Annotated in this window: 16 protein-coding genes; 9 read left to right on the forward strand and 7 right to left on the reverse strand. The window is 32.7% G+C overall.

The features are described from left to right. Nucleotides 1-2: 2 nt before the first annotated feature. The gene (locus IPK88_03255) at nt 3-668 is read left to right on the forward strand and encodes a hypothetical protein (GenBank protein MBK8242419.1); all 666 of its coding nucleotides are present in this window, start codon (nt 3-5) and stop codon (nt 666-668) included. A 47-nt stretch (nt 669-715) separates the two neighbouring features. Here the strand turns inward: IPK88_03255 and IPK88_03260 are convergent, their stop codons facing one another. Further along, complete coding sequence (locus tag IPK88_03260; protein ID MBK8242420.1) at nt 716-2,116, reverse strand: hypothetical protein; 1,401 nt, start codon at nt 2,114-2,116, stop codon at nt 716-718. A gap of 161 nt (nt 2,117-2,277) precedes the next feature. Between IPK88_03260 and IPK88_03265 the strand changes: the two genes are divergently transcribed. The 6 genes from IPK88_03265 to mce all read left to right on the forward strand — a co-directional run bounded on the left by IPK88_03265 (nt 2,278) and on the right by mce (nt 12,933). Continuing rightward, nucleotides 2,278-4,452: a hypothetical protein gene (locus IPK88_03265; protein ID MBK8242421.1), complete on the forward strand. Its 2,175-nt coding sequence runs from the start codon at nt 2,278-2,280 to the stop codon at nt 4,450-4,452. Nucleotides 4,453-5,132: 680 nt separating this feature from the next. Beyond that, nucleotides 5,133-5,474 (forward strand): hypothetical protein, encoded by a 342-nt coding sequence (locus IPK88_03270; GenBank protein ID MBK8242422.1) that lies wholly within the window; start codon nt 5,133-5,135, stop codon nt 5,472-5,474. Nucleotides 5,475-5,848: 374 nt separating this feature from the next. After that, the gene (locus IPK88_03275; GenBank protein MBK8242423.1) at nt 5,849-10,420 is read left to right on the forward strand and encodes a lamin tail domain-containing protein; all 4,572 of its coding nucleotides are present in this window, start codon (nt 5,849-5,851) and stop codon (nt 10,418-10,420) included. A gap of 382 nt (nt 10,421-10,802) precedes the next feature. Then, the gene (locus tag IPK88_03280; GenBank protein MBK8242424.1) at nt 10,803-11,684 is read left to right on the forward strand and encodes a GHMP kinase; all 882 of its coding nucleotides are present in this window, start codon (nt 10,803-10,805) and stop codon (nt 11,682-11,684) included. Nucleotides 11,685-11,748: 64 nt separating this feature from the next. After that, complete coding sequence (locus IPK88_03285; protein ID MBK8242425.1) at nt 11,749-12,495, forward strand: FAD-dependent oxidoreductase; 747 nt, start codon at nt 11,749-11,751, stop codon at nt 12,493-12,495. Between the two features lie 33 nt (nt 12,496-12,528). Beyond that, nucleotides 12,529-12,933 carry a methylmalonyl-CoA epimerase gene (gene mce, locus IPK88_03290; GenBank protein MBK8242426.1) on the forward strand — a complete coding sequence of 135 codons (405 nt, stop codon included), beginning with the start codon at nt 12,529-12,531 and terminating at the stop codon, nt 12,931-12,933. Between the two features lie 141 nt (nt 12,934-13,074). Here mce and IPK88_03295 read toward each other — a convergent pair whose 3' ends face one another. From IPK88_03295 to IPK88_03315, 5 genes are all read right to left on the reverse strand, one after another. Next, on the reverse strand, nt 13,075-13,857 hold the full coding sequence (locus IPK88_03295; GenBank protein ID MBK8242427.1) for a class I SAM-dependent methyltransferase: 783 nt from the start codon (nt 13,855-13,857) through the stop codon (nt 13,075-13,077). Between the two features lie 186 nt (nt 13,858-14,043). Continuing rightward, entirely contained in the window at nt 14,044-14,571 is a 528-nt protein-coding gene (locus tag IPK88_03300) for a hypothetical protein (protein ID MBK8242428.1), read from the reverse strand. Between the two features lie 85 nt (nt 14,572-14,656). Then, nucleotides 14,657-15,340, reverse strand: coding sequence for a DUF4918 family protein (locus IPK88_03305; protein MBK8242429.1), 684 nt, complete (start codon nt 15,338-15,340; stop codon nt 14,657-14,659). A 4-nt stretch (nt 15,341-15,344) separates the two neighbouring features. Beyond that, nucleotides 15,345-17,264 carry a threonine--tRNA ligase gene (gene thrS, locus IPK88_03310; GenBank protein MBK8242430.1) on the reverse strand — a complete coding sequence of 640 codons (1,920 nt, stop codon included), beginning with the start codon at nt 17,262-17,264 and terminating at the stop codon, nt 15,345-15,347. A 72-nt stretch (nt 17,265-17,336) separates the two neighbouring features. Beyond that, a complete protein-coding gene (locus IPK88_03315) occupies nt 17,337-17,537 on the reverse strand; it encodes a dodecin domain-containing protein (GenBank protein MBK8242431.1) in 201 nt (66 codons plus the stop codon). A 174-nt stretch (nt 17,538-17,711) separates the two neighbouring features. Between IPK88_03315 and IPK88_03320 the strand changes: the two genes are divergently transcribed. Together IPK88_03320 and IPK88_03325 are read left to right on the forward strand one after the other, a co-directional pair. Then, a complete protein-coding gene (locus tag IPK88_03320) occupies nt 17,712-19,799 on the forward strand; it encodes a S9 family peptidase (GenBank protein ID MBK8242432.1) in 2,088 nt (695 codons plus the stop codon). Nucleotides 19,800-20,227: 428 nt separating this feature from the next. Further along, nucleotides 20,228-22,534, forward strand: coding sequence for a T9SS type A sorting domain-containing protein (locus IPK88_03325; GenBank protein MBK8242433.1), 2,307 nt, complete (start codon nt 20,228-20,230; stop codon nt 22,532-22,534). Between the two features lie 140 nt (nt 22,535-22,674). Here the strand turns inward: IPK88_03325 and IPK88_03330 are convergent, their stop codons facing one another. Continuing rightward, nucleotides 22,675-24,945, reverse strand: a complete 2,271-nt coding sequence (locus IPK88_03330; GenBank protein ID MBK8242434.1) for a hypothetical protein — start codon at nt 24,943-24,945, stop codon at nt 22,675-22,677. Between the last annotated feature and the right edge of the window lie 273 nt (nt 24,946-25,218).

Consider the following 25,218-nt stretch of genomic DNA (forward strand, 5'->3'; position numbering starts at 1 on the left):
AGATGAAATATTATTTAGGATTTATACTCTTATGCATTGCGTTCTCTGTCGATGCCCAATCACCAAAACAAATCGTACATTCCTGCGTAAAAAAATTTGAATTAATTAATTCTTATAAGGCTAAGGTTCATCTGGATTTTGATTTACCTGATATCAATATGAAATCGAGAGACGCAAAAGTCTATTATAAAAAGCCCAATAAATTCAAGATTAAGTCGCAAGGAATACTTTTTTTACCCAAGCAAAATCCATATGAAAGTTTTGATTTGCTTAGAGATACAAATGCATATACTGCTGTTTTAGTTAATGAAGAAATAGTCCAACAAAAAAAATGTAAAATCATCTTAGTAGTCCCTACAAAACAAGAAGATATTATTCTTTGTAAATTATGGATAGAGGATCGGAATCAATTAATTTATAAAATTCAATTAACTACTAAATCGAATGGAACCATATTGGCAGATTATTATTATGGTTCATATATTAAATCAGGATTACCTGACAAAACAATTTATGAAATAGAAATGAATAAATTCAAAATTCCAAAAGCGCTTGCTGTAGACCTGAATGGAAAGAAAAAAGTAAAAAAATCTACCGGTGCGAATACAGGAACCATTCAAATGCTTTTTACTGAATATCAAATTAACATACCTGTTACAGAAATATGAGATTGATCTATTGAAGCGCGTAGAGAAAAAACGTTAATCACTTTAATTTATTTCAGTATTTTTTGATCTACTTTTTCCAACAACCATTTCCTTCCTGTCAATTTTTCTTCTTGTTCAATTTGTTTTCTTAGAGCAGTCCATTGAAGTTTATTAGGGTTCATTTGCTTCAAAATTTTACGCATAAAATGAATAAACGCTTTGTAATGTTCAGAGTGATATCCAAAATTATTTTTTCTCCGCAAATAGATTTCCATGGATTCAATATGATATTGAGATAGCTCCAATTCTTCCATTTCATAAAAAATACGAATACGTTCTAATCTTGTTGATAATTCGATAATATGGTCATCAAAACTTAAATTAGCGAGCAATGCAACAGCCTGATGATAATTACGTTGATCACTAAGAACTCTTGCCTTTTCTAACAGGTAAAATGAATTCTGATGATTTTTCTCCAATTTAGATTGATATCTCTCCAGAAAAGAATTGACCCAATCATATTCTTTGAGATTAATCCCGATTTCAGCAATATTTCGATAAGTGAATCTGGATAATTTCCCTTGATCTAATAAAAAATCCTTTTCCAATCCTTTCATGTATAATTCAAAAACTGTTGCATTATATTGACTTTGACCTTCATTTACTTTTCGTATGCAATAGTTTAATAAATTTAAATAAATTTCCCTTCGTTCATCTTGTTCAAAATGGTTTTCGTACAATTGATGCAAGGATAAACATTTTTGAAAATATTCATCCTTTGCTCCAAAAATGATCGACAAATAATTATAATAATAAAATCCCAATACTGGTATTTCATACAATTTATTTTCCGCTACAAAACTTAAAATCTGATCAATAAATGGAAAAGGAGTTTCTAGTTTATAAACGGAATGAACATGCATAACCCGGCAACAATGTCTTAATTTTTTTATAATATATGCCGTTTCCATGGCATCCGAAATGTCCTTTAAGTTAAATTCTCCCTGACGCTTTTTACTGACTAAATACTCATAATGTTCTATAGCTATTAAGTATTGATCATCATAAAATGATTCATTTTTTGGAAATTGGCTTTTTTGCTCTTCATCAATGGAAGCCATGGTTTCCTGAAATAACTTATCTAACGATTTATGACGGTATGATTTTAACAATAAATCGGTTTTACATTGAAGCATTTGTTGTTCCTGGACAAGAAATGCTTCTGCATATTTAAACAACCTGCTCAACAATAACCGCATTCTGGTGTCATTGTAAGGGATCTTGCCGAACAATGATTTGAAGGTCATTTCTTTATCTAATTCTGTGTTTTTTTTCAACTGTGTGTTAATTAACACAGAAAATAATTGTTCCATGAGTGTGTCCGTACAAAAATAAGGCGATTTTAAGTACCTGTCAAAGGATTTAATTTGCTGATTATCAAATGTTTGCAATAATTTTATAAGCTTCATATTAATTTTTACATAATATCAAGTATAAAAATAATCATAAATTATTGATAAACAGTATAATATAGTAATTTTTTTTAAATATTCATGTACAATTGCAAATAATTGTCTTTGATTTCAAAAGACATTCTTTGGACTTTTACATCGGATTTAAACCCTAGATTATGAAATCTGTAATATTCTTGATCTTCTTCGTACTCAGCACCTTCCATATTTTTGCTCAGGGCAAGGATTCAGTCTATCTATTAAATGAATATCAGGTAAGCAATGATACCCTAACTTTATCCATCAATGCCATTAACGCCAATGATATAATTTCTGGAAAATTTGCAATTACAGTTTCGAAATTTGATTTGAGTTATATTTCTAGTGAATTCCCGGTATTTACTAACGACGCTCAAGTAGAAGTAGATACCACTGTCAGATATTCATGGGTTTCACCTAATTCAAAACCCGAAAACTTACCGGATTTCTCAACTTTAATTAAAGTAAAATTTAAAATACTTAGCAATGCAACAACTTTTTGTTTTGCATATTCTCAAGTTGCCTCTGCACAGGTTGAATTTGTTACTTCCCAACTACAAACCATTCCTTCACGCGGAATATCAGGTTGCGGCAATTTCAATTATGTAATCGCTCAAGGTTTTGTGCGAAGAGATGATGATAATAATTGCAATGCTCAATCCACTTTTAAAGGAATACCTGAAATGCAAGTTCGCTTTAAAAATGGACCCATCGAATATTTCACCCAAACCAGGTCTGATGGTTCTTTCTACACGTTCCTTCCTTTAGCAACATACAATGTTTCTATTTATAACAATGATAACCTTTGGACATCTTGTAATACAATAAACACACTAAATTATACTTCAACAAAGCAAGTTATCAATGTCAATGAAACTGCAAAGCCCAATTTTGATTGTCCATTTTTATCTGTAAATATTTCTACACCATTCATTAGACTATGTTCTGAACAAATTTTTAAAATTAACTACAGTAACTTTGGTTCGAAAGATGCGCTTAATGCATATGTAGATGTCACTTTGGATGATAGCTTGCAATTGAAATCTGCTAATATTCCTTATCAACCCATTACTGGGAATGTTTTTAGGTTTATTTTAGGTACCATTAAGGCTTTAGAAGCAGGACAATTTACAGTTATTACCCAATCAACTTGTGATATCAGTTGGCTCAAACGCACGTTATGTGCTTCGGCTCACATTTATCCTGATAGTATTTGTAATGCACATACTAATTTTTCAAAAGCTGAATTATCAATAACATCAAAATGTGATAATGGCACCATCGTTTTTTCTGTCAAAAATATTGGGTCCGGAGATTTGCAGCAAGACTTAAATTTTGCAACTGTAGAAGATGATGTAATGCCGGGATTCTCTGGGAAAATAAATCTTAAAATGAATGAAAGCAAAGATTTTATTTACCCAGCCAATGGTCATTCTTTAAGAATTATTTTTGATACTATCCCGTTAAATCCATTTCAAGTTAAAGCATCATCGGCAATAGAAGCATGTGGGACCTTGCCTTCTGGAGGATTTACAACCGGATATCTTAATAACTTTGCACTTGGTGATCAGGCCCCTTATATTTCCACTTATTGTGGTGAAGTAAAAGCTGCTTACGACCCAAATGATAAAATTGCAGTATTGGAAGGTTCCGGAATAGCTCACATTATCGAGCCTAATGATCGTATTCCTTATCTGGTTAGATTTCAAAATACTGGAAATGATACCGCATTTCTAGTGTCCATTGAAGATGCTATAGACCCATTACTTGATCTTTCTACTTTACAAATACTTGGAGCAAGTCACCCATTTACATGGACATTAAATGCTGATAGAAAATTAACTTTCAGATTTCAAAATATTGAATTGCCTGATAGTACAACGGATCAGGTGAATTCACACGGATATATTCATTTCTCCATTAAACCAATTAAAAATATTCCATTACAATCCGTTATTCCAAATAAGGCAGATATCTATTTTGATATCAATCCTCCAGTGTCAACAAACACTTATTTTCATACGATTGGTCGAATTCTATACACGGCTGTTATTGATCATGGCCGAGAAAAATCAAAAGTTACAGTATCACCAAACCCTTTTATTAATCACTTTTCAATCGATTTAAATCAATCTATCAATACTCCATATTATTTTGAATTGTTAGATCTTCAAGGTCGTAGCATTCAAAAAGTAAAAGGAATTGGATCAACATTAAATATTCAATTAGATCGTGAATTAAATAAAGAAACATATTTATTTAAAATATATACTGATGAACATATTATTTCTTCAGGAAAATTGATAAAAATGTAATTATGCTTAAATGTTTTAATATACATACAACCCTATTAATAAAAACTGCAATTTGTATTTTTACAATAAACAATATTTATTTTACTATCGCTAACCTTTTTATTACTTGGCGAAACCGAATGATTTATTTTATGCATCTAAAACCAAATTCACTAAGCGAACATCCAATCGCTTGGCCATATATGCATATCCAAACCAGACTTGCATTCGTCAGTAGCCAGGTAATAAATTTTTACAATATTCGGATTTATATAAAAAAGAATTTTTGCTATCATACATTGTAGATATCAATTAAAGACGTATTTATATTTTTTGTTTTGATTTATGTGGTTTATCCGAGAATTTTCTAAAAAAAATTCTACACTCCGACAAAGGTCGGAGTTTTTTTTTGATCAAATTTCATAATTAGGAATGATCTCCAATTACATGGTTAGTACTAATCAGATTTTTTAATCTGTTTTATTGAATTTCGAATTTGAGATCCTTTTGCTCTTAAAAGGAATATAAACTTGTTTAAAATCTATTACACACTCATTTACCATTTTCCAACTAACTTTATAATCTGGTATCTCAGGTATGTCATTTTTTGAAAGTATTAAATTATTCAACAATTTCTATATTTATTCATTTCATTAATATTTACCTTCTATATTTTACTAGCTTTGAAAATTATTTCAAAAATGAAAACATTAAGCATTAGAGAGTTCGATATGATACTTGTACTGTTATGGCTTATGAAAGATATGAGTTGGATGATGGGATGGAAATATATTGGTGCTTTTTTGGCCATTCCAACCATTCTTCTTTCTATTTGGATTACTTATAAATGCAAGCAGAACACTTCAGATTTCTGGTATAACTTAGCAACTGTATTTTGGATTACTGCAAATTCCATTTGGATGATAGGAGAATTTTATTTACACGTTAACTCCAGTAGCATTGCTTTAATCTTTTTTACCTGTGGATTCCTAAGTATATTTTATTTTTGGTTTAGAAACAAAGGCCTATTTGGAAGTTATTAATACTTTCCTGCACATTGAGTAATATTTGAATGCATTTATGTTGTCATATTATTCATTGAATTAAAGATAAAAGTCGTTACGTTCCTGTTTGTAACAAATTCAATTAACTTGCGATTTCAACAATATTATTAACGCCAGAGCGATCTATTGATTCATGGATATAAATTTAATATATATATATAATATTAATTTACAGTTTGTAATATATAATTTCATACTTTATGAACGATCATTCATAGATGGGTGTTCATTTTATATGAGCGGTTTGAATAGAATAGATCTAATATTTTCTATCTTGGCATTGGATAAAAACCACTCGATTAAAAGTATTCAAATTATGCCCTGTCATTAACCTTTTGAAAGCATTAATTCTTATGAAAAAATATTTTATTTACTTTATCTTACCAATAGTTTATACACAAAATCTTCATGCACAAATATTTATTAATGAATTTTTAGCTTCCAATAGTGCCAATATTATTGATCCTGATTTTAATAGTTATTCTGACTGGATAGAACTGTACAATTCAAAAAATAGTCCTGTGGATATCAGTGGGTGGTATCTCAATGATCAATCCAATGCTACTTTAAATTGGAAAATTCCTAATGGGACCATTATCCCTGCTAAAGGATATTTAATATTTTGGGCAGATGGAATGGATCAAAAGCTGCATACCAATTTTAAGCTAAGTGCCACTGGCGAAGAAATTATATTATTGGATCCATCAGGAAATCAAATGGATTTAATTCAATTTTCAATGCAACAAACAGATGTCTCATATGGTAGGAAAACAGATGGAGATGCTGTTTTAGGATTTTTTAATATTCCTACTCCAGGAAGCACTAATAATAAAGGAATTTTCTATACCAACTTTGTCGAACAGGTTCCGATTTTTTCAATATCAGGAGGCTTCTTTACTTCCAATGTTATCGTAAATATTCAAGATCTATATAAAAAAGGGATCATCCGGTACACTATTGATGGCTCTGAACCCAATGAAAAAAGTCCTCAATTCGGTCAAGCTTTAACATTATCAAAAACTACCGTTGTTAAGGCAAGAATGTTTTATCCCAATCAAATACCTGGCCCGGTAGTTACAAACACTTATTTTATCAATGAGCATTTTGATCAACGAAAATTGCCAGTCATTTCATTATCTACCCATTCGGAATATTTTTATAATAAAGACAGCGGTCTTTATGTACAAAACTTTAAACCACTTTGGGAATATCCAGTACACCTTGAATTTTATCAGCCCGATGGATTATTGGGATTCCATCATGATGCTGGAATGGCCGTGGGTGGAGAAAATGCCTGGATACTTCCACAAAAATTATTAAATATTTATTCCAGAAAAATTTACGGCGCAGGTCATTTTGACTTTCAATTATTTCCAAATAATCCAAGAAAAACAAACAGCGATTTTGCTTTGCGATGTTCAGGCAATGATTGGTCCAATACATTTTTTAGAGATGGCATGATGCAAAGCCTCATCAAAGATTATGCAGATTTAGATGGACAGGATTTTAGACCCTGCTCGATCTATTTTAATGGAGCCTATTTAGGTATGCAAAACATTCGTGAAAAACAAGATGCTGATTATTGCGAATATTATCATAACATTGATCCTGATAGCTTGGATTACATAGAGAATAACACAACCATTGATGAAGGCAATGATTTAGCGTATAAAGAAATGCTGAATCAATTAAATACAGGCATAAAATCAGATGCCGCATTTAATACATTTGATCAGGTTGCAGATACTAAAAATTATACTGACTATATTATATCTCAAATTTTTTCCGCAAATACAAGTTGGGGTCATAATATTTCTTGCTTTCGCAAACGAAGCCAGAACGGCCGATGGCGTTGGCTTTTACATGATTATGACAGGGGTTTTAATTTATCAAATGTAAATTCCATTGATATGAGTTGGGCTACGGCAACCAATGGTCAACCCTCTGAAAATCCTGCATGGGCTACATTATTTTTGAGAAGAATGCTAGAAAATGAAAATTTTAAACAACGATTTATTGACCGATTTGCAGAACATTTATATGTGACTTATCATCCCCAAACGATAAATAAAAAAGTTAATGATCACAAGCAACTAATTGTTAATGAAATGCCTTACCAAATAGATAGATGGAAAGGTACTATGTCGAGTTACGGCGATGCCATACCTTCATTTGCTTATTGGGAATCTGAGGTTGAAAAATTAAAACTGTTTGGTGTCCAACGAAATGCCCATATGTGGAACGATTTAAATTCTTTTTTTAATTTAAATGGCTTGACATCATTAAGTCTGGACGTAAGTGATAATAATCATGGAACCATTCGACTTCATGAAATAAAAATACCCAATTACCCATGGACTGGTACTTACTTCCAACATCGGAATGTTACCTTAACCGCAGAAGCTAAACCTGGGTTTCAGTTTTCTCATTGGACCAAAATGACTTATGTTCAAACTACCTTAATTCCAACAAAATCAAAATGGAAATATCGTGATGCCGCAGTTGCGCCACCATCAAATTGGTTTTCTGCTACCTATAATGACTTATCCTGGGCAACCGGAAACGGAGAGTTTGGATATGGTGATGGAGATGAAACCACCACCCTTAATTATGGAACAGATCAAAACAACAAAACACCTAGCTATTATTTCAGAACTGAATTTAATATCGCCGACCTAACAAAAACAGCCAGCGTGATTTTAAGATTGAAAGTCGACGATGGAGCCGTTGTTTTTCTAAATGGAAAAGAAATTTGGCGTATCAATATGGCGCCATTTCCAGTAACTATTTCCTTTGACTCTTTGGCACTCTCTGCTATAAGTGGCACTGCAGAAAATGATTGGAATGAAATAAATATTTTATCCAAAGCACTAATCAATGGAAAAAATAAAATTGCTGTTGAAGTACATCAAAATGCCAGAAATAGTTCTGATATAAGTTTTGACGGGGAAGTTATAATGAATGTAATCGGCGCCTCTTCTATCCTTAGCATGAATAACATATATACGACTATGTTAGATTCTACACCCACTTCTTTACAAGCAGTTTTTGAATCTAATGGATCTTGTGGTATTCTTCCTGATTCAGTACTTACACCATTGACATTAACTTCACAATGTTCGCCATATGTTGCATCCGGTAATGTTTATGTTAAACCCAATGTGACATTAACTATTGAGAAGGGAGTTGAACTATTATTTCCGGCTCATGCAAATTTATTTATTGATGGTGATCTTCAAATAAATGGTACTGAAAGTAATCCGGTAATCATAAAAGGAACAGATAATCAACAAGACTGGGGTGGAATTTTTTTAAGAAATACGACTGCCTTATCAAATTTGCATTATACTAAAATCGAAAATGCAAGTGCTGGTATCGATCGTACTTATTTTCCAGCAGCCATCAGTGCTTATCATGCAAATCTTAAGATGGATCATTTAGATTTAACTAAGATTACCGATAATCCCATATTTGCAAGATACTCTAATGTTGAACTTACCCATTCGATTTTGAAATCCAATGTTACCGGCGATTGTATAAATATAAAACAAGGATACGGACTTGTCGAACAATGTGAATTTGTTGGTGGTAGAGAAGCTGATATGGATGGGATAGACTTTGATGGTGTGCAAGGTGGTATTATTCGAAATAATATTATTCATGATTTTCGTGGAGATAATTGCGATGGTTTAGATATTGGCGAACAGTGTGAAAATTTGATCATTGAAAATAATTTTATTTATCATTGTTTTGATAAAGGAATATCTGTAGGCCAACAATCTTCTGCTCATATTATAGATAATACCATAGCCTATACTGCTATTGGAATTGCACTTAAAGATGAAAGTTTAGTAACCATCAACCATTGTACCTTATTCGGCAATCAAGTTGGTATCTCAGCATATGAAAAAAATGCCGGGTATTTAGGTGGCCATGGTAATATTGAAAATTGTATTGTTAGTAATGAATCTTCAGATGCCTATTTATCTGATTCCTATTCGACATTAAATCTAAAATCTTGTCTTTCCGATTTAGATTCGTCAGGCAACTCACAAGGAACAATCATTTCAAATCCGATCTTTGAACAACCTACGCTATATAATTTTAATTTAAAATCCAATTCGCCTGCTAAGAATAGGGCAACTGATGGAAAAGACCTTGGAGCATTAAGCTTGCCCAAATATTTACAAGAACCGCAATTAATGATTTCAGAAATATTTTATGATGATTCATTAAGTGGCCTTGCTGAATATATAGAAATATATAACCCTGGAAATAAAGAAATCAACATGAGCAATTATACCATAAGTCTTGCCATAGATTTTAGTTTCCCATCAGGAACGAAAATAGCTCCTCATGAAGCGGTTATAGTAACATTAGATAAATCAAAATTTATTGGTCAGAATTATCAAGTATTTGAATGGACCACTGGAAAATTACGAAATGAAGGTGAGGCTATAAATTTATTTGATGCTGATGGCATATTGGTGGATTTTGTAAATTACAATAATAAATCCCCATGGCCCAAGTCCAGTAATCTTCAAGGGAAATCTATTGAAATTGTTTCAGATCAATTGGATAACCATTTTGGTACGAGCTGGAGGGAAAGCAATCACCAAGACGGCACTCCGGGAATAGTTGATTTCTCTACTTCAACGTTAGATTATTTTAAGTTCGATTTCCAGGTTATCCCTAATCCTGCCAGGCACGGATTTTATGTTGTGTTCAACCATAATCATGAAGAAGGCATATTAAATTTGTATAACGAATTAGGACAATCCGTTTTCAGTATGAAAACGCTTGGTACAGAACATCGCATTTATATTGATGCGGATCAACTAAAGTTACAAAGCGGAATAATTTTACTCAGTTATCTAACGGCATCAGGACAAAAATCAAGTCAATTATTGAATTTAATACCTTAAAATCATATCTGAAAAATTCAACTTTTCACCACTTGATTTAGGTATATTTATCATAAATAATAATGGATTTTTACCAGATCCGTTTGTTGAATTCAATTACATTTAACGAATATGTTGACCAGAATTTATTTGCATTTCGTTATTTAGCTTAATATTATGAATATTTGATGTACTAAAAAATTCCATTTTATCCATTCAAATGGTTTAAGAAATCAAATTTGAAAGTTATTTGACGACTTTTTTTCCATTTCTAACCGCTTATTTTCCAATTATTCTATATTTTATTGAAAAATGATATATAATCAAAATCTTCAATGTATCTTCGCATGAATTTTTAAATTTTATATATATAAAAGCTGAATATTTCGCCCGAGGAAAGGTATTGTTAAGTTCAGAATACCTCGTTGTACAAGGTGCCACTGCATTGGCTTTGCCTACAAAAATGGGTCAGCGCATGAAAATTCAAGAGTTATCTGGGTCCGAAGTGTTATGGAATAGTTTTGACCACCAGGGAAAAAAATGGTTTGAAGCAGAAATCGACCTCATGGGTCTTGATGTGGTCGAAAGTTCAGATCCTGATACAGCTAAATTTATTAAAAAATTATTTAGAGCCTGTTGTAATAACAATTCTGAATTTCTCTCACATTGGAAAAAATATAAGATAGATCATTACCTGGAATTCCCAATTAGCTGGGGTTTGGGTTCTTCATCCACATTGATTTATAACATGGCACTTTGGGCTGATGTGAATCCATACCATTTGTATTTTGATATTGAGGATGGTTCAGGATATGATATTGCTTGTGCTGGAGCCAAGGGACCGATTTTATATACTCTGGGCGATGGTAGTATCGATCTCGAGCAGGTAGAATTCAAGCCATCTTTTCAAGATCAAATCTATTTCTTGCCTCTAAATCAGAAAACGGATAGTAGAGAGGCCGTCAAAATTGCTAAGAAAAAAGTTCCCGAAAAATCATTAATTAATAAAATATCTGATCTCGCAGAAAAAGTATTGGAGCTTAAAACTCTGAATTCATTCGAAGATTGGATTGTAGAACATGAGAATATCATTTCATCATTTATATCTGAAAAAAAAGTCAAGGATACACGTTTTGCAGATTATTGGGGCGCAGTGAAATCACTTGGAGCATGGGGCGGGGACCTCGTTTTAGTTACAAGTAATCACTCAAAAAGCGATACTGAAGAATATTTCAAATCCAAAGGATTTGGTGTATTAATCCCGTACAAAGAACTAATATTATAATTTCTTGTTTTAGATTATTAGCTAAGTTTGAAACAATTTTTTATACCAACAAAATGTATAAAACATGTCAACAGTGTGGTACGATGCTGAATTTATAGGACAAAAAGTAGAAGTCTCAGGAACCAATCGGTTTTGGTTCAAATTGAAGTCGGATTCCCCTGTTGCATATAAGCCTGGACAGTTTTTTGTATTTGATCTTCCATCTGGAGAAAAAAGAGCCGATCGCTGGCGTAGTTATAGCATAGCAAATATTTACGATGGCTCGAATATATTGGAATTATGCATCACCTATGAAAAAGGTGGCGTCGCAAGTCAATATTTGTTTAATGATATCAATAAAGGTGATGTTGTAAAATGCAAAGGCCCTGAAGGAAATTTTATACTCCCTGAGGACACATCGAAATCTTTAGTATTCATTGCCACCGGTGCTGGTTTGGTTCCTTTCAGAGCAATGATTCAACAAATTGAACAAGAAAAATTGAAATACAAATCGGTACACCTCATTTTTGGTGCCAGAAAAGAGAAAACCATACTTTTTTATGAAGAGTTGGAAGATTGGTCCCACTTCATAGACCATTTTACAACCAGTATTTGCTTGTCCAAAGAAACCAAATTACCTAAACCTAAAAATAATATGGATTTTTTTGAAGGACATGTACATCAAGTGTATCTCAATAAAAAATATTCAGATAAGAAAAATGAAGTATTTATGATTTGTGGATGGTCAGGGATGATAGATGAAGCTGTGGCACATTTGGTAAATACTTTAAAAATAGATCGTACCCAAATCAAATATGAACTTTTTGGTTGATCGGTTTTATTTCCCTTTACTCAATTAAAATCTATGTTACATATTGATCATATTGGTATTGCAGTCAAAAATTTAACCGATGCCAATTCTTTGTATACATCACTTCTTGGTGTTGGCCCTTACAAAGAAGAGCTTGTTGATTCTGAACACGTTAATACCTCTTTTTTCAAAGTAGGAATCAACAAAATTGAACTTCTTGAAGCGACAGATCCAGTTAGTTCTATTTATCAATTTATTGAAAAAAAAGGAGAAGGTATTCATCATATCGCCTTTGAAGTAGAGAATATTATTGAAGAAATGGAACGACTAAAAAAAGCTGGTTTTAGATTAATCAATGACGTTCCCAAAAAAGGTGCAGACCAAAAATTAGTTTGTTTTGTACATCCCAAATCCACACATGGTGTACTCATTGAATTATGTCAAAGTATAAAACCATAAATGTAATTACTTGGTAGATATTAATTAACAGATTAAACTTATAGTATAATGTTTGAAGCTGTATTTCTTGGTTCCAAAGTACTATTCATGACCTTTTTTTAAGTCATATCAGTCTAAAAAGAGAATACCTAATATCAGATATTATAAAGAAATAATACAATATACAGCAGTAGTATAAAAATCGCTTAGGTATGATATTTGAAATAACTTGGGCAATTCTCTTTTCTTAAGTTTAAACTTAGTCTCATAATTTGGATTAATCAGATAGTGCGTCTCTTTGACTATCTTATAATTTAATTTTTTAATCATCCTATGAAATGCTGGAATACTTAGGCCTGTATCTTTTACTTCATTAAGTCCAATAATTGTTTCAGGAAGTTCGCCAAATAATTTTAAGATGCCATTGTATAAGAACTTTGGCAAAATGTGGTAATAAGGCATTAAAGCAGTGACCTTAGATTTACATACTTGTTGGTGACCACCAAATGGCATACACCAAGGTGGAAAACCAAAAAAAATAATTCCACGAGGAGCCATAAATGTTTTAATGAATTCCAAAAATTGTATTTGATTAGGAATGTGTTCAATTACATCTCTCAGCATGATCACATCAAACAATGGCAAGGTCGTTGAATCAATTTTATAAATATCGCTTGCTATTAAATGTAGGTTTTTTTTATTTATATGATCTGCATAAAAACCTTCTGCAATAGCAATTTGGTGTGCTAATATATCGATTCCATAAACTTCACACCCCATGTCCAAAAAAGGTTTCATATTCCCGCCTTCTCCGCAACCGACTTCTAATATTTTTAATGTTGAAGTTATTGGTTTAATGTCATTAATATAGGGTATAACGTAAGCTGCAGTTGTAATCCCTTGCTCATCAAAATATTGCTTACGATTGAAATGTCTTTCCTGCATACAATTAAATACTAAAAGTTAAATTTAGAATGAAATCAATTCTTCTTTTGATGAGTAAAGATAAGCGTGAAAGGAATACGAATGAATACTAAGCTAATCAATGTATTGGATAAAAAGAAAAAGGGACCTCAAATCGAAGTCCCTTTATCTTTTAGGAGTATTCATCCTTATAATATGTTCAAAGTCTTATTTAGACATTGAAGTTGTTTTGTATAAATCATAAGCACCCATTGCAGCTGTTTTTGCAGCTTCAATAGCAGATTTCCAACCATCAGCTTTAGACATTGCGTCAGTGCTTGCAGTTTTTAATTCATTGATTTGAGCCATAACATCTCCATCTAATTTACCTGATTTTAAACCAGCGCTTAAAGCATCAACTTTAGTTGACATTTCTTGCCAGCTAGAAGAAAAAGCTTTTAAGTCATTACCCAATGTTCCTAATCCAGCAAGTTGGTTAGTATAAATAGTTTTGATGCTGTCCAAAGAAGCCATTACACCTGGTTTTAATTTTGCAGTTGGAGCAACTACTAAACTATCAGACATAGATGCCATCATTACTTGAGTTGTATTTAATAAACTACCTACTTCAGTTACAGAAGCACCAGCCTTAGCCCAATCAGCAGTCAAAGCTTCGATAGGAGCACGAAATTGTTCTACATTCTTGCAAGCAATAATAAATAATACAGGAGCGATAAGAAGAATTAATTTTTTCATTTTATTTGTTTTTTAATTTTGTGCAAAGATATCCTATTCCAAAGTTGCGGCTGTTAACAGTGATTAACTTTTCGTCAATACTTAGTTAATGCTTGTTTGCAAATATTTCTAAATATTGATCTATATAAACTTCAATTTGCTTCTGTTTATATTGCATGATATACCTGGGGTGTGCCATAGGGATTATGGTTTTGAACCACTTGAATTCTTTGTTTAATAGTGATATATGTTTGTAGTTTTTGCCTTCACCCCAACAGTAGATCTTATCGGTGTCCAAAGGTAATTGGATCAAAGACTCCATTTGATGAACGATATAGGGTTTTAATATTTTAAAAACTTGAGGGTCGTCATAATAGTTGAAATTCTTGCCGTCTTTTGTAAAACCTATGGGTGACACCGAGGATATTAAAAATGTATTGTAAAAGGACGCTACCCCTCCAAAAGCCTGAATCATTTGATACACAAAGGAAGAAGATGGTTCGTAACTTTTGAGTTCACAAGGGATGTTACAATCCTTTACCAGTCTTACAGGATCAGTAAATGGAATTCCCGTAGTTCCTGCTCCAAGACGTCCAGGATTAATTCCAATGATTAGTTTTCTGATTTTATCATCAGCATAATATTTGCTGTAGAATGAATACATTAAAGCTTGGACTTCCGGAGCATCATAAGGATTCAATATCGCTATTCCCTTAGGTAAATTGGGTATATGATCCTTGATTTGACGATAATAAATTAAGATCTTTTGAAAATATAAGTCTTGATCCAAAAGCTTACATCATTTCTAATAATTGACTAATAAACTGTTGTATATCTTCAGCTCCCTGATCTCCGGAACCTTGTCGCCTAACGGATATATTTTTTTCATTCTGTTCCTTTTCTCCGACGATGAGCATGAAAGGTATTTTCTTTAATTCGTTATCGCGTATTTTCTTTCCAATAGATTCCACACGATCGTCTATATATCCTCTTAATCCAGCTTGATTCAAAGTGTCCAAAACGGATTTCGCATAGTCTATATATTTATCACTAATCGGCAAAATCGCAAACTGATCAGGAGTCAACCACAATGGAAATTTACCTGCACAGTGCTCTGTAAGCACGCCTATGAAACGCTCCATAGAACCGAATGGTGCTCTATGTATCATAACTGGTCTGTGCTTGGAATTATCTGCACCGATATACTCTAGTTCAAATCGTTCGGGTAAATTATAGTCAACTTGAATCGTACCCAATTGCCAGCTTCGGCCCAGTGCATCTTTTACCATAAAGTCCAGTTTAGGTCCATAAAAAGCTGCTTCACCTAAAACTGTAGTTGTCGTCAATGCTACTTCTTTAGTTGCATCAATAATAGCTTGCTCTGCCTTTTCCCAATTTTCATCAGAACCAATATATTTAGCTTTGTTCAGAGGATCTCTTAAGGAAATTTGGGCTGTAAAATGATCAAAACCCAATTTCTTAATAACATGCATGGTAAGATCTAACACATTCAAGAACTCACCTTTAACCTGATCCGGTGTACAGAATATATGCGCATCGTCTTGAGTAAAACACCGAACTCGAGTTAATCCATGTAATTCACCACTTTGTTCATATCGATAAACGGTTCCAAATTCTGCAATCCTTAATGGTAAATCCCGATAAGACCTTGGCTTATGTCCGTAGATTTCACAATGATGCGGACAATTCATAGGTTTAAGGAGAAATTCTTCACCTTCACGAGGTGTACGAATAGGCTGAAAAGAGTCTTCACCGTATTTTTCCCAGTGTCCGCTTGTTATGTATAGATTTTTATGTCCAATATGTGGGGTAATAACCGGAGTGTATCCCCGCTTTAATTGCTCTGCTTTAAGAAAATCTTCAAGTCTTTGGCGCAGTGCCGTTCCCTTTGGTAACCAAATAGGTAATCCAGCCCCAACGCGTTCCGAAAACATGAATAATTCTAATTCGACACCCAATTTCCTATGATCCCGTTTTTTAGCTTCTTCAAGCATAAATAGGTAATCCTCAAGTTCTTTAGCTTTAGGAAAAGTAATCCCATAAATTCGGGTCATTTGTGGTCTGGATTCATCTCCGCGCCAATATGCGCCGGCCACATTTAATAATTTTGCAGCTTTAATAAAACCGGTGTTAGGAATATGAGGCCCTTTGCATAGATCTGTGAATTGACCTTGGGTATAAAAGGTAATTTTACCATCTTCAAGATCTTGTAATAATTCTAATTTATAGGGATCATTCTTTTCTGTAAAATATGCAATTGCTTCTATTTTAGAGACTTCCCGACGCGTATAAACGTTATTTTGTCGCGCCAATTCTATCATTTTGGCTTCAATCTGCCCTAATTCGTGGGAAGAGAGCGCAACACCATTCGTGTCAATATCATAATAAAAACCATGCTCGATAGCTGGACCAATTCCAAATTTGGTATCAGGATAAAGACTTTCTAAAGCCTCTGCCATAAGATGAGCTGAAGAATGCCAATACGTGGCTTTGCCTTCCAAATCATTCCAGGTTAATAACTGCAAGGTGGAATCTTGAGTGATAGGCCTCGATGCATCAATAACTTCGCCATTAACCTTGGCTGATAATACGTTGCGGGCCAATCCTTCACTAATGGATTGCGCAATTTGAAAAGCGCTAACTCCAGAGGCATATTCTTGAACCCTACCATCTGGAAAAGTAATATTTATCATATAAAAATCTCTTTACAAGCGCAAAGTTAACATAATTGTCTTGCAAAAATAAAGGTTAGAGATCTCCTGAGTCTAAACTACTTCAAAGCTGAGTTTCAAAGTAACTCTGTATTCCTTGATTTTACCCTTTTCTACAGATACACTTTGATCTTGAACCCAGGCAGATCTTATATTTTTAACGGATTTAGATGCTTTTTCAACAGCTTTGCTTGTAGCGTCTTCCCAACTTTTAGAAGAACTCGCCATAACTTCAATAACTTTCAATACACTCATTTTAATTCTATTTTATTCACAATTAAAAAAAAAGAAACAAATAAATCTGAATAAAAGTTTCAATCTTCGATTTTCACAAAAACCAGTTCCATTGAGAACTATTTGAACAATCGACCACTTTTATTAATTATTCTAATTCAATTTGTTGTTTATTCAATTTTGAAATCGTTTTGCATGAAATCATTGAAAAGTCTGCCCCAAGGAATTAAGCCTCCAGTTTGTCCCACCAAGGAACACCATATGATAGCGCATGGAGATTTGCGTTCAGATCCCTATTATTGGTTGAATGATTTCTGGCTAAAAGGTCCTGATAGTGATCATGTCATCGAATATTTAAATCAAGAAAATGCCTATTTGGATACGATGATGCATCATACCCAAACATTACAAAGAGCGTTATATCATGAACTCAAATCAAGAATTAAGGATGAAGATGAGAGTGTACCTATGTACAAAAACGGGTATTTCTACTACACACGTACAGTAGAAGGAACAGACTATTTTTTATATTGTCGTAAAAAAGCAACGCTGTCAGCTCCCGAGGAAATTCTCTTGGATGTCAATGAAATGGCCAAAGGTTTTGATTATTATTCTGCCAGTGGTTTTAGTATAAGTCCGGATAATCGTTTTTTACTTTATGCTGTTGACACAGTTTCTCGTAGACAATATGACCTTTACATTAAAAATCTGGAGACAGGAGAATTACTAAAGGATGTCATACACAATACCGAAGGTTATGGCGTATGGGCTAATGACAACGCAACATTTTTTTATACTTCAAAACATCCTGTTACGCTCTTATCCGAAGAAATAAAAAAACATATTATTGGTACTGAATGTGATCTGGATGTCATCGTATATCGAGAGATGGATCAAAGTAATTACATCAGTGTGGAGCGAAGTAAATCAGGTCAATATATTTTTATAAATTCTTCATCGACGCTTTCATCAGAAGTAAAATATTTATCAGCGAATGATCCACAGGGGACATTTATTTTATTTCAGGAAAGAATGAAAGAAGTCTTGTACGATGTGTATCACCAACAAGATCAATTTCTAATGATTACAAATCTGCAAGCACAGAACTTCAAACTCATGTCTTGTCCATTAATACATACCCAAGTGAATAACTGGACAGAAGTCATTCCGCATCGTGCTGATGTACTCATAGAAGGCATAGATGTGTTTCGAAACTTCTGGGTACTAACAGAAAGAAAAAATGGTTTGGTCCAACTTCATGTTCGCAATCTAATAGATCAACAAGATTACCATATTGAATTCGATGAAACCACTTATGATGCAGGAACATTTGCTAATGCTGAATATGATTATTCATTATTGAGATTTAATTATAACTCTTTGATCACACCAGCAACTGTATATGACTATCATATGGTAACGAAAGAAAAAACCATTATGAAACAGCAAGAAGTTATTGGTGGATATGATAAAACGGAATATATTTCTGAACGACATTTCGTAAAAGTAACTGATGGAACGCTAGTTCCCATTTCATTGGTCTACAAAAAAGGCTTCGAGAAAAACGGTCAAGCTCCTTGTCTGCTTTATGCTTACGGATCTTATGGATTAAGCGTTGATGCTACCTTTAATTCGAATAGATTAAGTCTACTGAATCGCGGATTTGTTTATGCCATTGCACACATACGCGGAGGACAGGAAATGGGTCGTCATTGGTATGAATCAGGAAAAATGCATCATAAAATGAATACGTTCACGGACTTCAATGATTGTGCTGAATACTTAATTAATCAACAATATACCTCCGCACCTCATCTGTATGCAAATGGTGGTAGTGCGGGAGGATTATTGATGGGCGCAATAGTCAATTTCCGCCCCGATTTATATCACGGCATTATTGCTGATGTCCCTTTTGTTGATGTGCTTACTACGATGAGCGATCCAACGATTCCATTGACCACTAATGAATATGATGAATGGGGCAATCCTGCGAATGAAAAAGATTATTTCTATATGAAGCAATATGCACCTTATGATAATCTAAAAGTACAGGATTATCCACATATGCTGGTCACAACTGGGCTTCATGACAGTCAGGTTCAATATTTCGAACCTGCCAAATGGGTCGCAAAAATTCGCACACTCAAGACAGATCAAAATGTGCTTTTACTAAAAACCAATATGGAAGCAGGACATGGCGGCAAATCAGGACGCTATAAATATCTTGAAGAAATTGCTTTGAAGTATGCTTTTTATTTGATGCTGGAAGGGATGTCTGAATAAATGATATGGTGAGTTTAAATTAACTAATCATAGTTTCTAAGCATTAATAAAACACAATTACAAAAATAAATTTGGAATTGTTGCAAAGTCTCTATAACTTTGTTATACTTAATAAGTGAAACTTAATTTTTCTATAATTAGTTTACATATTAATCTCAATAGTCAACTAAACACATAAATTTATCTTGATTGGTCCTAATTAAACTTGGGCATTCTATTTAGTATAAACCTCCATAAATCTAAACATTTCATATTTTAAACTCAATTGTGAAAAATAGGCAGTAGTTTTTTTTCAATAGGATTTCTATTTTAAAAATCTTCAGACTAATAACCTATTTGAATTGCAAATTGATTTTAATAGAAGCAATTTGAGCTTAATTATATTAATGTAGAGGAATTCAAATGTTAAACAAATAAATTATTTTACTATGAAAAATCAAGTCACTCTTTTACTTACTTGTCTGATGATATTCAACATGCATCAGGTCTATTCCCAAAATGACACGTTAGTCGCGCCTGCGGATGTCGTTATAAGTCATAAATTTAAAGTTGATTTAACTCAACTAAAAGACCCATTAGATACAACATTTGGAAAGATTGCAAACAGTATTGCTGAAAGAAAAGATATCATTACCAGAGACTTCGTCTGTTATAATTACTGTGCTTATAATCCCTGCACTGGATATTTTGAAAGAGGCCAACTTAATCCTACTTGGGATTTAGCTTGTAGGTATTATAATAATTTATTTGATACAGCTCGTAAAAATAGCGTTTATAAGTTAATTTGGGGTAAAGATGGATATGTAATAAATAAGAATGGTAATCCACCAACTATAACTGTATTAGATAACAGAATTCTAAATAAGTTTACAAATAATCTTCATGGACCCATTTTAAGGGTTATACAAATATTGGATCATAATAATCTCACGCTTAAAGATACCCAAACCATTTGGGTAGTGGATTGCGAATATAGTTCCAATTCAACAGGAATATTGGAATGCATTGATAACGTAGAGATTTCATTAGATTCAAATTGTATGGTAACGCTTACTGCTGATATGTTTCTTGAAGGACAAACTTATGGATGTTGGCAACAATATATTGTTGAAGCAAGATACTGGACGACAACTGGTTCAGGAGGACTGATTGATAGAGACACTATAAAAAAAGGTGTGCAACTAGGTTTTGGTGATTTATCCAAGGAATTTAAATTTACGGTTCGGGATCCAATAACCGGAAATTCATGTTGGAGTCATGGCATTATTAAGGATACTATTCCTCCTCGCATTATTTTTCCGGATACCATATCATTGATTCCGGATGTAGGTACATGCCAAGGTATATGGGAAGTTCCTATTCCTAAAATCACAGATAATTGTTTTCAAGATATTCGATATACCCTGGACATAAATCACGGCACTATTTTAGGTGATGAATTTATTGGTTTCAAAGTTATTAATATTCCCGGAGGCACAAATATCGCCCACATAATAGCCACGGACCTTGTCGGCAATAAAACCATTAAGAAAATTATTGTCAATGTAAAACAAATCCTTCCCATGCCAATTTGTGACACCACAGTAGTAAGTCTAAATGGTACACTGACTCCTGGGTTTAATATTGCAAAAATAGTTGCAGATTCAATAGATAAAACTGTTGATAGTTGCCATGTCCAATTATGGTACAAAGTAATTAGACTCGAAGCCTTATTGGGAACCAAAGATGGTAGTCATGCTGATCAAATTATAAGTTGTGATGGATTAGATACAGATGATGATAGCATTCGAATTGGGCAACAAATGTATTTTGATGACTTTGCAATTTTTTGTTGCAATGATATTGGTAAAAAAATTCAAATTGTACTTAGAGCATTTAACGTTAATCCGGGTGATGGACCTATTGATCCTGAACTAATGGCTAATCCTTCCAGTCCACTGTATGGAAAATTTAGCGATTGTATTACCGTCGTAGATGTCCAGGACAAATCTGTACCCACTTTAGTTGCTCCACCGAATATGGTTGTAAGCAGTACGTTTACGTTAGACATCAATAAATTAACGCAAGCCGATGATCCAACTTTTGGACGAATCGTAACTACCCTTTCTGCCAGACAAAGAGTATTTACAATAGACTATGTATGTCATCGGTACTGTGAACCAAATAATAAAACCGGTTATCCCGGATATGTACAAACGAATCAAGTGCCGGTACCTGCACCAAATCAAGCATGTATTTTTTACAATCAATTGTTTGACACGGCTCATTTCAATCGAAAGTACGAATTAGTTTGGGGTTTTGATGGATATGCATTATCCTCATGTGAAGTAAAAAATATTAACATTGTAATAAAAGATTTGCGAATCAATGGACTTGGTGAAATTCAACGCTTGATTTCAGTAAATGGTCCGAATGGTTCTATAACAAATGCCACTCAAACCATATGGGTTGTGGACTGTGATCGGTTAGTTGAAACGAAAGATGCCAATAAAAATTATATCTCCATCATGACCATAACACCAAATCCTTCAAATGGAGATTTAAATATAACTGTAGATCCATCCATCGATAAATTACTGATAACTTCAGCAAGTGGTGACATAATCAGAACCATTGAAATCCAGGACACCAAACTACTCCAAATAAACGATATCAATAATGGATTATATTTTATCCAAGCCTATGGAAAAGGGAAATTTATAGGTGTGGATAAAATGATCGTGATGGTGAGGTGATGGTGAATTATGAGTTATTATTCTATACTATTCAATGCAGTACATAACTAGAAAGACAATTTGCATTATTGATCATAGTTCCAATATCTAGCCATACATCATTATGGAACAACACTTTAATCAAAAATTCTCTTCATAAGTTATTCGATATATGCTAATTTTAAAATATGCGATTGGTTTGTTTTGTCAACAATTTGAAAAAAATAAATTCCAGATGTAAAGTCTTCTAAATTAATTAAAGTTGAATTGTGGTTCAAAAGGCCTTGAGCAACAATTTGAGACAATTGATTATAAATATAATACTTATAATTATTTACCTCAGAGATTTCATTTTGAATACTTATTTGAAGATTTTTCCCTATTTGTTGAAGATAAATGTTTGCATGATTCTTCTTAATATTTTCTTCTTTAATATGAGTAAAAACATTAGTGTCGGTTACATACAATCCATCATTTTGAATCGTAAGATATGCTCTATTATTGGCATCTAATAAAGAACTTGTAAAATATCTATAATCACTAATAATTGGATTTATACCCTGGTCTAATTCCAATACACTTTTACCTAAATCCTTGCTAAAAAATGGCAATGAATTCAAATCATGATACCCAAATATATATGAAGGAGCATTAAAATTTACCGTGTTCAACTTACCTCTAAAATAGGGTGACAATAATTCTAATTCATTATTTGAATTAGATACAAACACACCGAATTCATTCTTTGCTTGGCAACTAATAAGCAATCTGTTATCCGGTAACAAAGCCATTTGCGTGATATGATCGCACCCTACAAACATGGGATCTAATTGCCATGTTTTGCCTTCATCTTCACTAAAAACAGTAGGGTCAGATAAATAGCTATATGCTATCCATCTATCTTTAGTAACTAAAATATTGCGATCATTGTAATTATCAGTTGATGATTGATGGAAAGGACTAAATTCTTTCCAGTTCAATCCACCATCTTTAGAAAAGTAAAACCCAATTTTATTGAATCCATCCTTACTAAGATAATATGCTTCAAAAAATAAAATCCCATTGCTCGAATAAAAAAATAAGGATGAAAAAATACCTGAATCTGGTATTGGATTTTGGATAAACTTCCAAGTTTTGTCTAAGCTATTCTGTAAAAATAAATTTTCACCTGCTAACACAATTGCTGCTTTATCTTTGTTTATTCCTACAGATCGAACATATTCACCATTTATAAAAAATAGCTCCCAAGTTTTACCATCATCTTCACTTATCCGATAATATTCACGAGCAGGATAATTTCTACAAGGGCTAAAAGCATATAAATTTCCGTGTACATCTTTTTGGAGATTGTCAAGATTGTTAATATTTATATCTAGATTAATTGGTTTCCATTGTAGATATTTTTTATTAAAGATATAGGCATTAGATTCTCCACAATTGTTTCCATAATTTATTATAGCGGTTAAGCTATCTTTAAAATAGTATTTATTCTCTATACTAAAATAATTCAATGAAGGTAAATTCTGACTCATGTAAAAAACCTTTTTCCAGATTGAAAAATCAATACCATCACTAAAATAAACTCCTGCGTTTGTTATGGCATAATAAGTTCCATCGTCGGCAGAACCAAGATATTGGACATTTATATTTAAGTTCTGTGAATCTAAGATAATTTCCTTAAATACATTTGGATTTGCTGAATTTGCATACAATAATTGATTCCTATTCCAATAGGTAACATTAATACAAATATTACCTTCTTTAGAAATTAATACTTGATCTTTCTGAACTAGTGCTCTAATTTTTGAATATAGAGTAGAAGTCATCTTTTCTGTATTCAGGTAATAAATTCTTACATTTTCACTAGAAGGGTTGGATTTATCGTATGCATCTGTAACAACATAATTTATATCATGCTGAAAGAAGAAAGCATCCATTATTCTATTATCTTGAGTTTTCCATGAATTCTGAGTATTATCGGCTCTCCAATTGCTATCTGTTTGATATATGTTAAATTCGTCTACATAATAAATCGAATTATTTGAGTCTGTATACAATTTCTCAAAATTTGAAGTTATACCTGGCTTGATATTGAATTTTCCATTTATTAAAATATATGGCTTACATAAACCATTGCATTTCCCATAATAAACTGTACCATTAATTAATTTAAGTAATTTACTTCCTGAATAAAATGAATAATACAATTGTGTTTTGTCTGCAATATCTTTCCAATTGTCACCTTCATCAGTGGAAATATAAACAGGTGAATTTTGAGATAAACTAATGAAATAATAACCCTCAGGAGAAATCAGTATATCTCCTAATTCATATTTTTGCGGAGTATTTCTCCTGGACCAAGACACTTGACTTTCGCCTAACGAAGGGATCAAGATCAATAAAATAAGTATGATTTTAGTTTGAGTCTCCATGTGATTACAAAGTTACACCTAAAATGTATAAATGAGTTTATTCAGTACAGGGTATATTTACTTATTATAGTAGACACAAGGAACGTGATTTATATTGTCTATACATGAATTCTATCTCAACTGCCACTCATAAATTTAATTGACTGTAAGTTAATCCAGCAATATCATATCTCTTTGAAACAGTATCCTAACCGTTCCACTTTATTTAAATAAACAAGGCCTAGGGTATTTGAATTATTATATGCCGAATTATTCGACATATAATAATTATTG

Source organism: Candidatus Defluviibacterium haderslevense, from assembly GCA_016712225.1.
In the GTDB taxonomy this organism is placed as follows: Bacteria; Bacteroidota; Bacteroidia; order Chitinophagales; family Saprospiraceae; genus Vicinibacter; species Vicinibacter haderslevensis.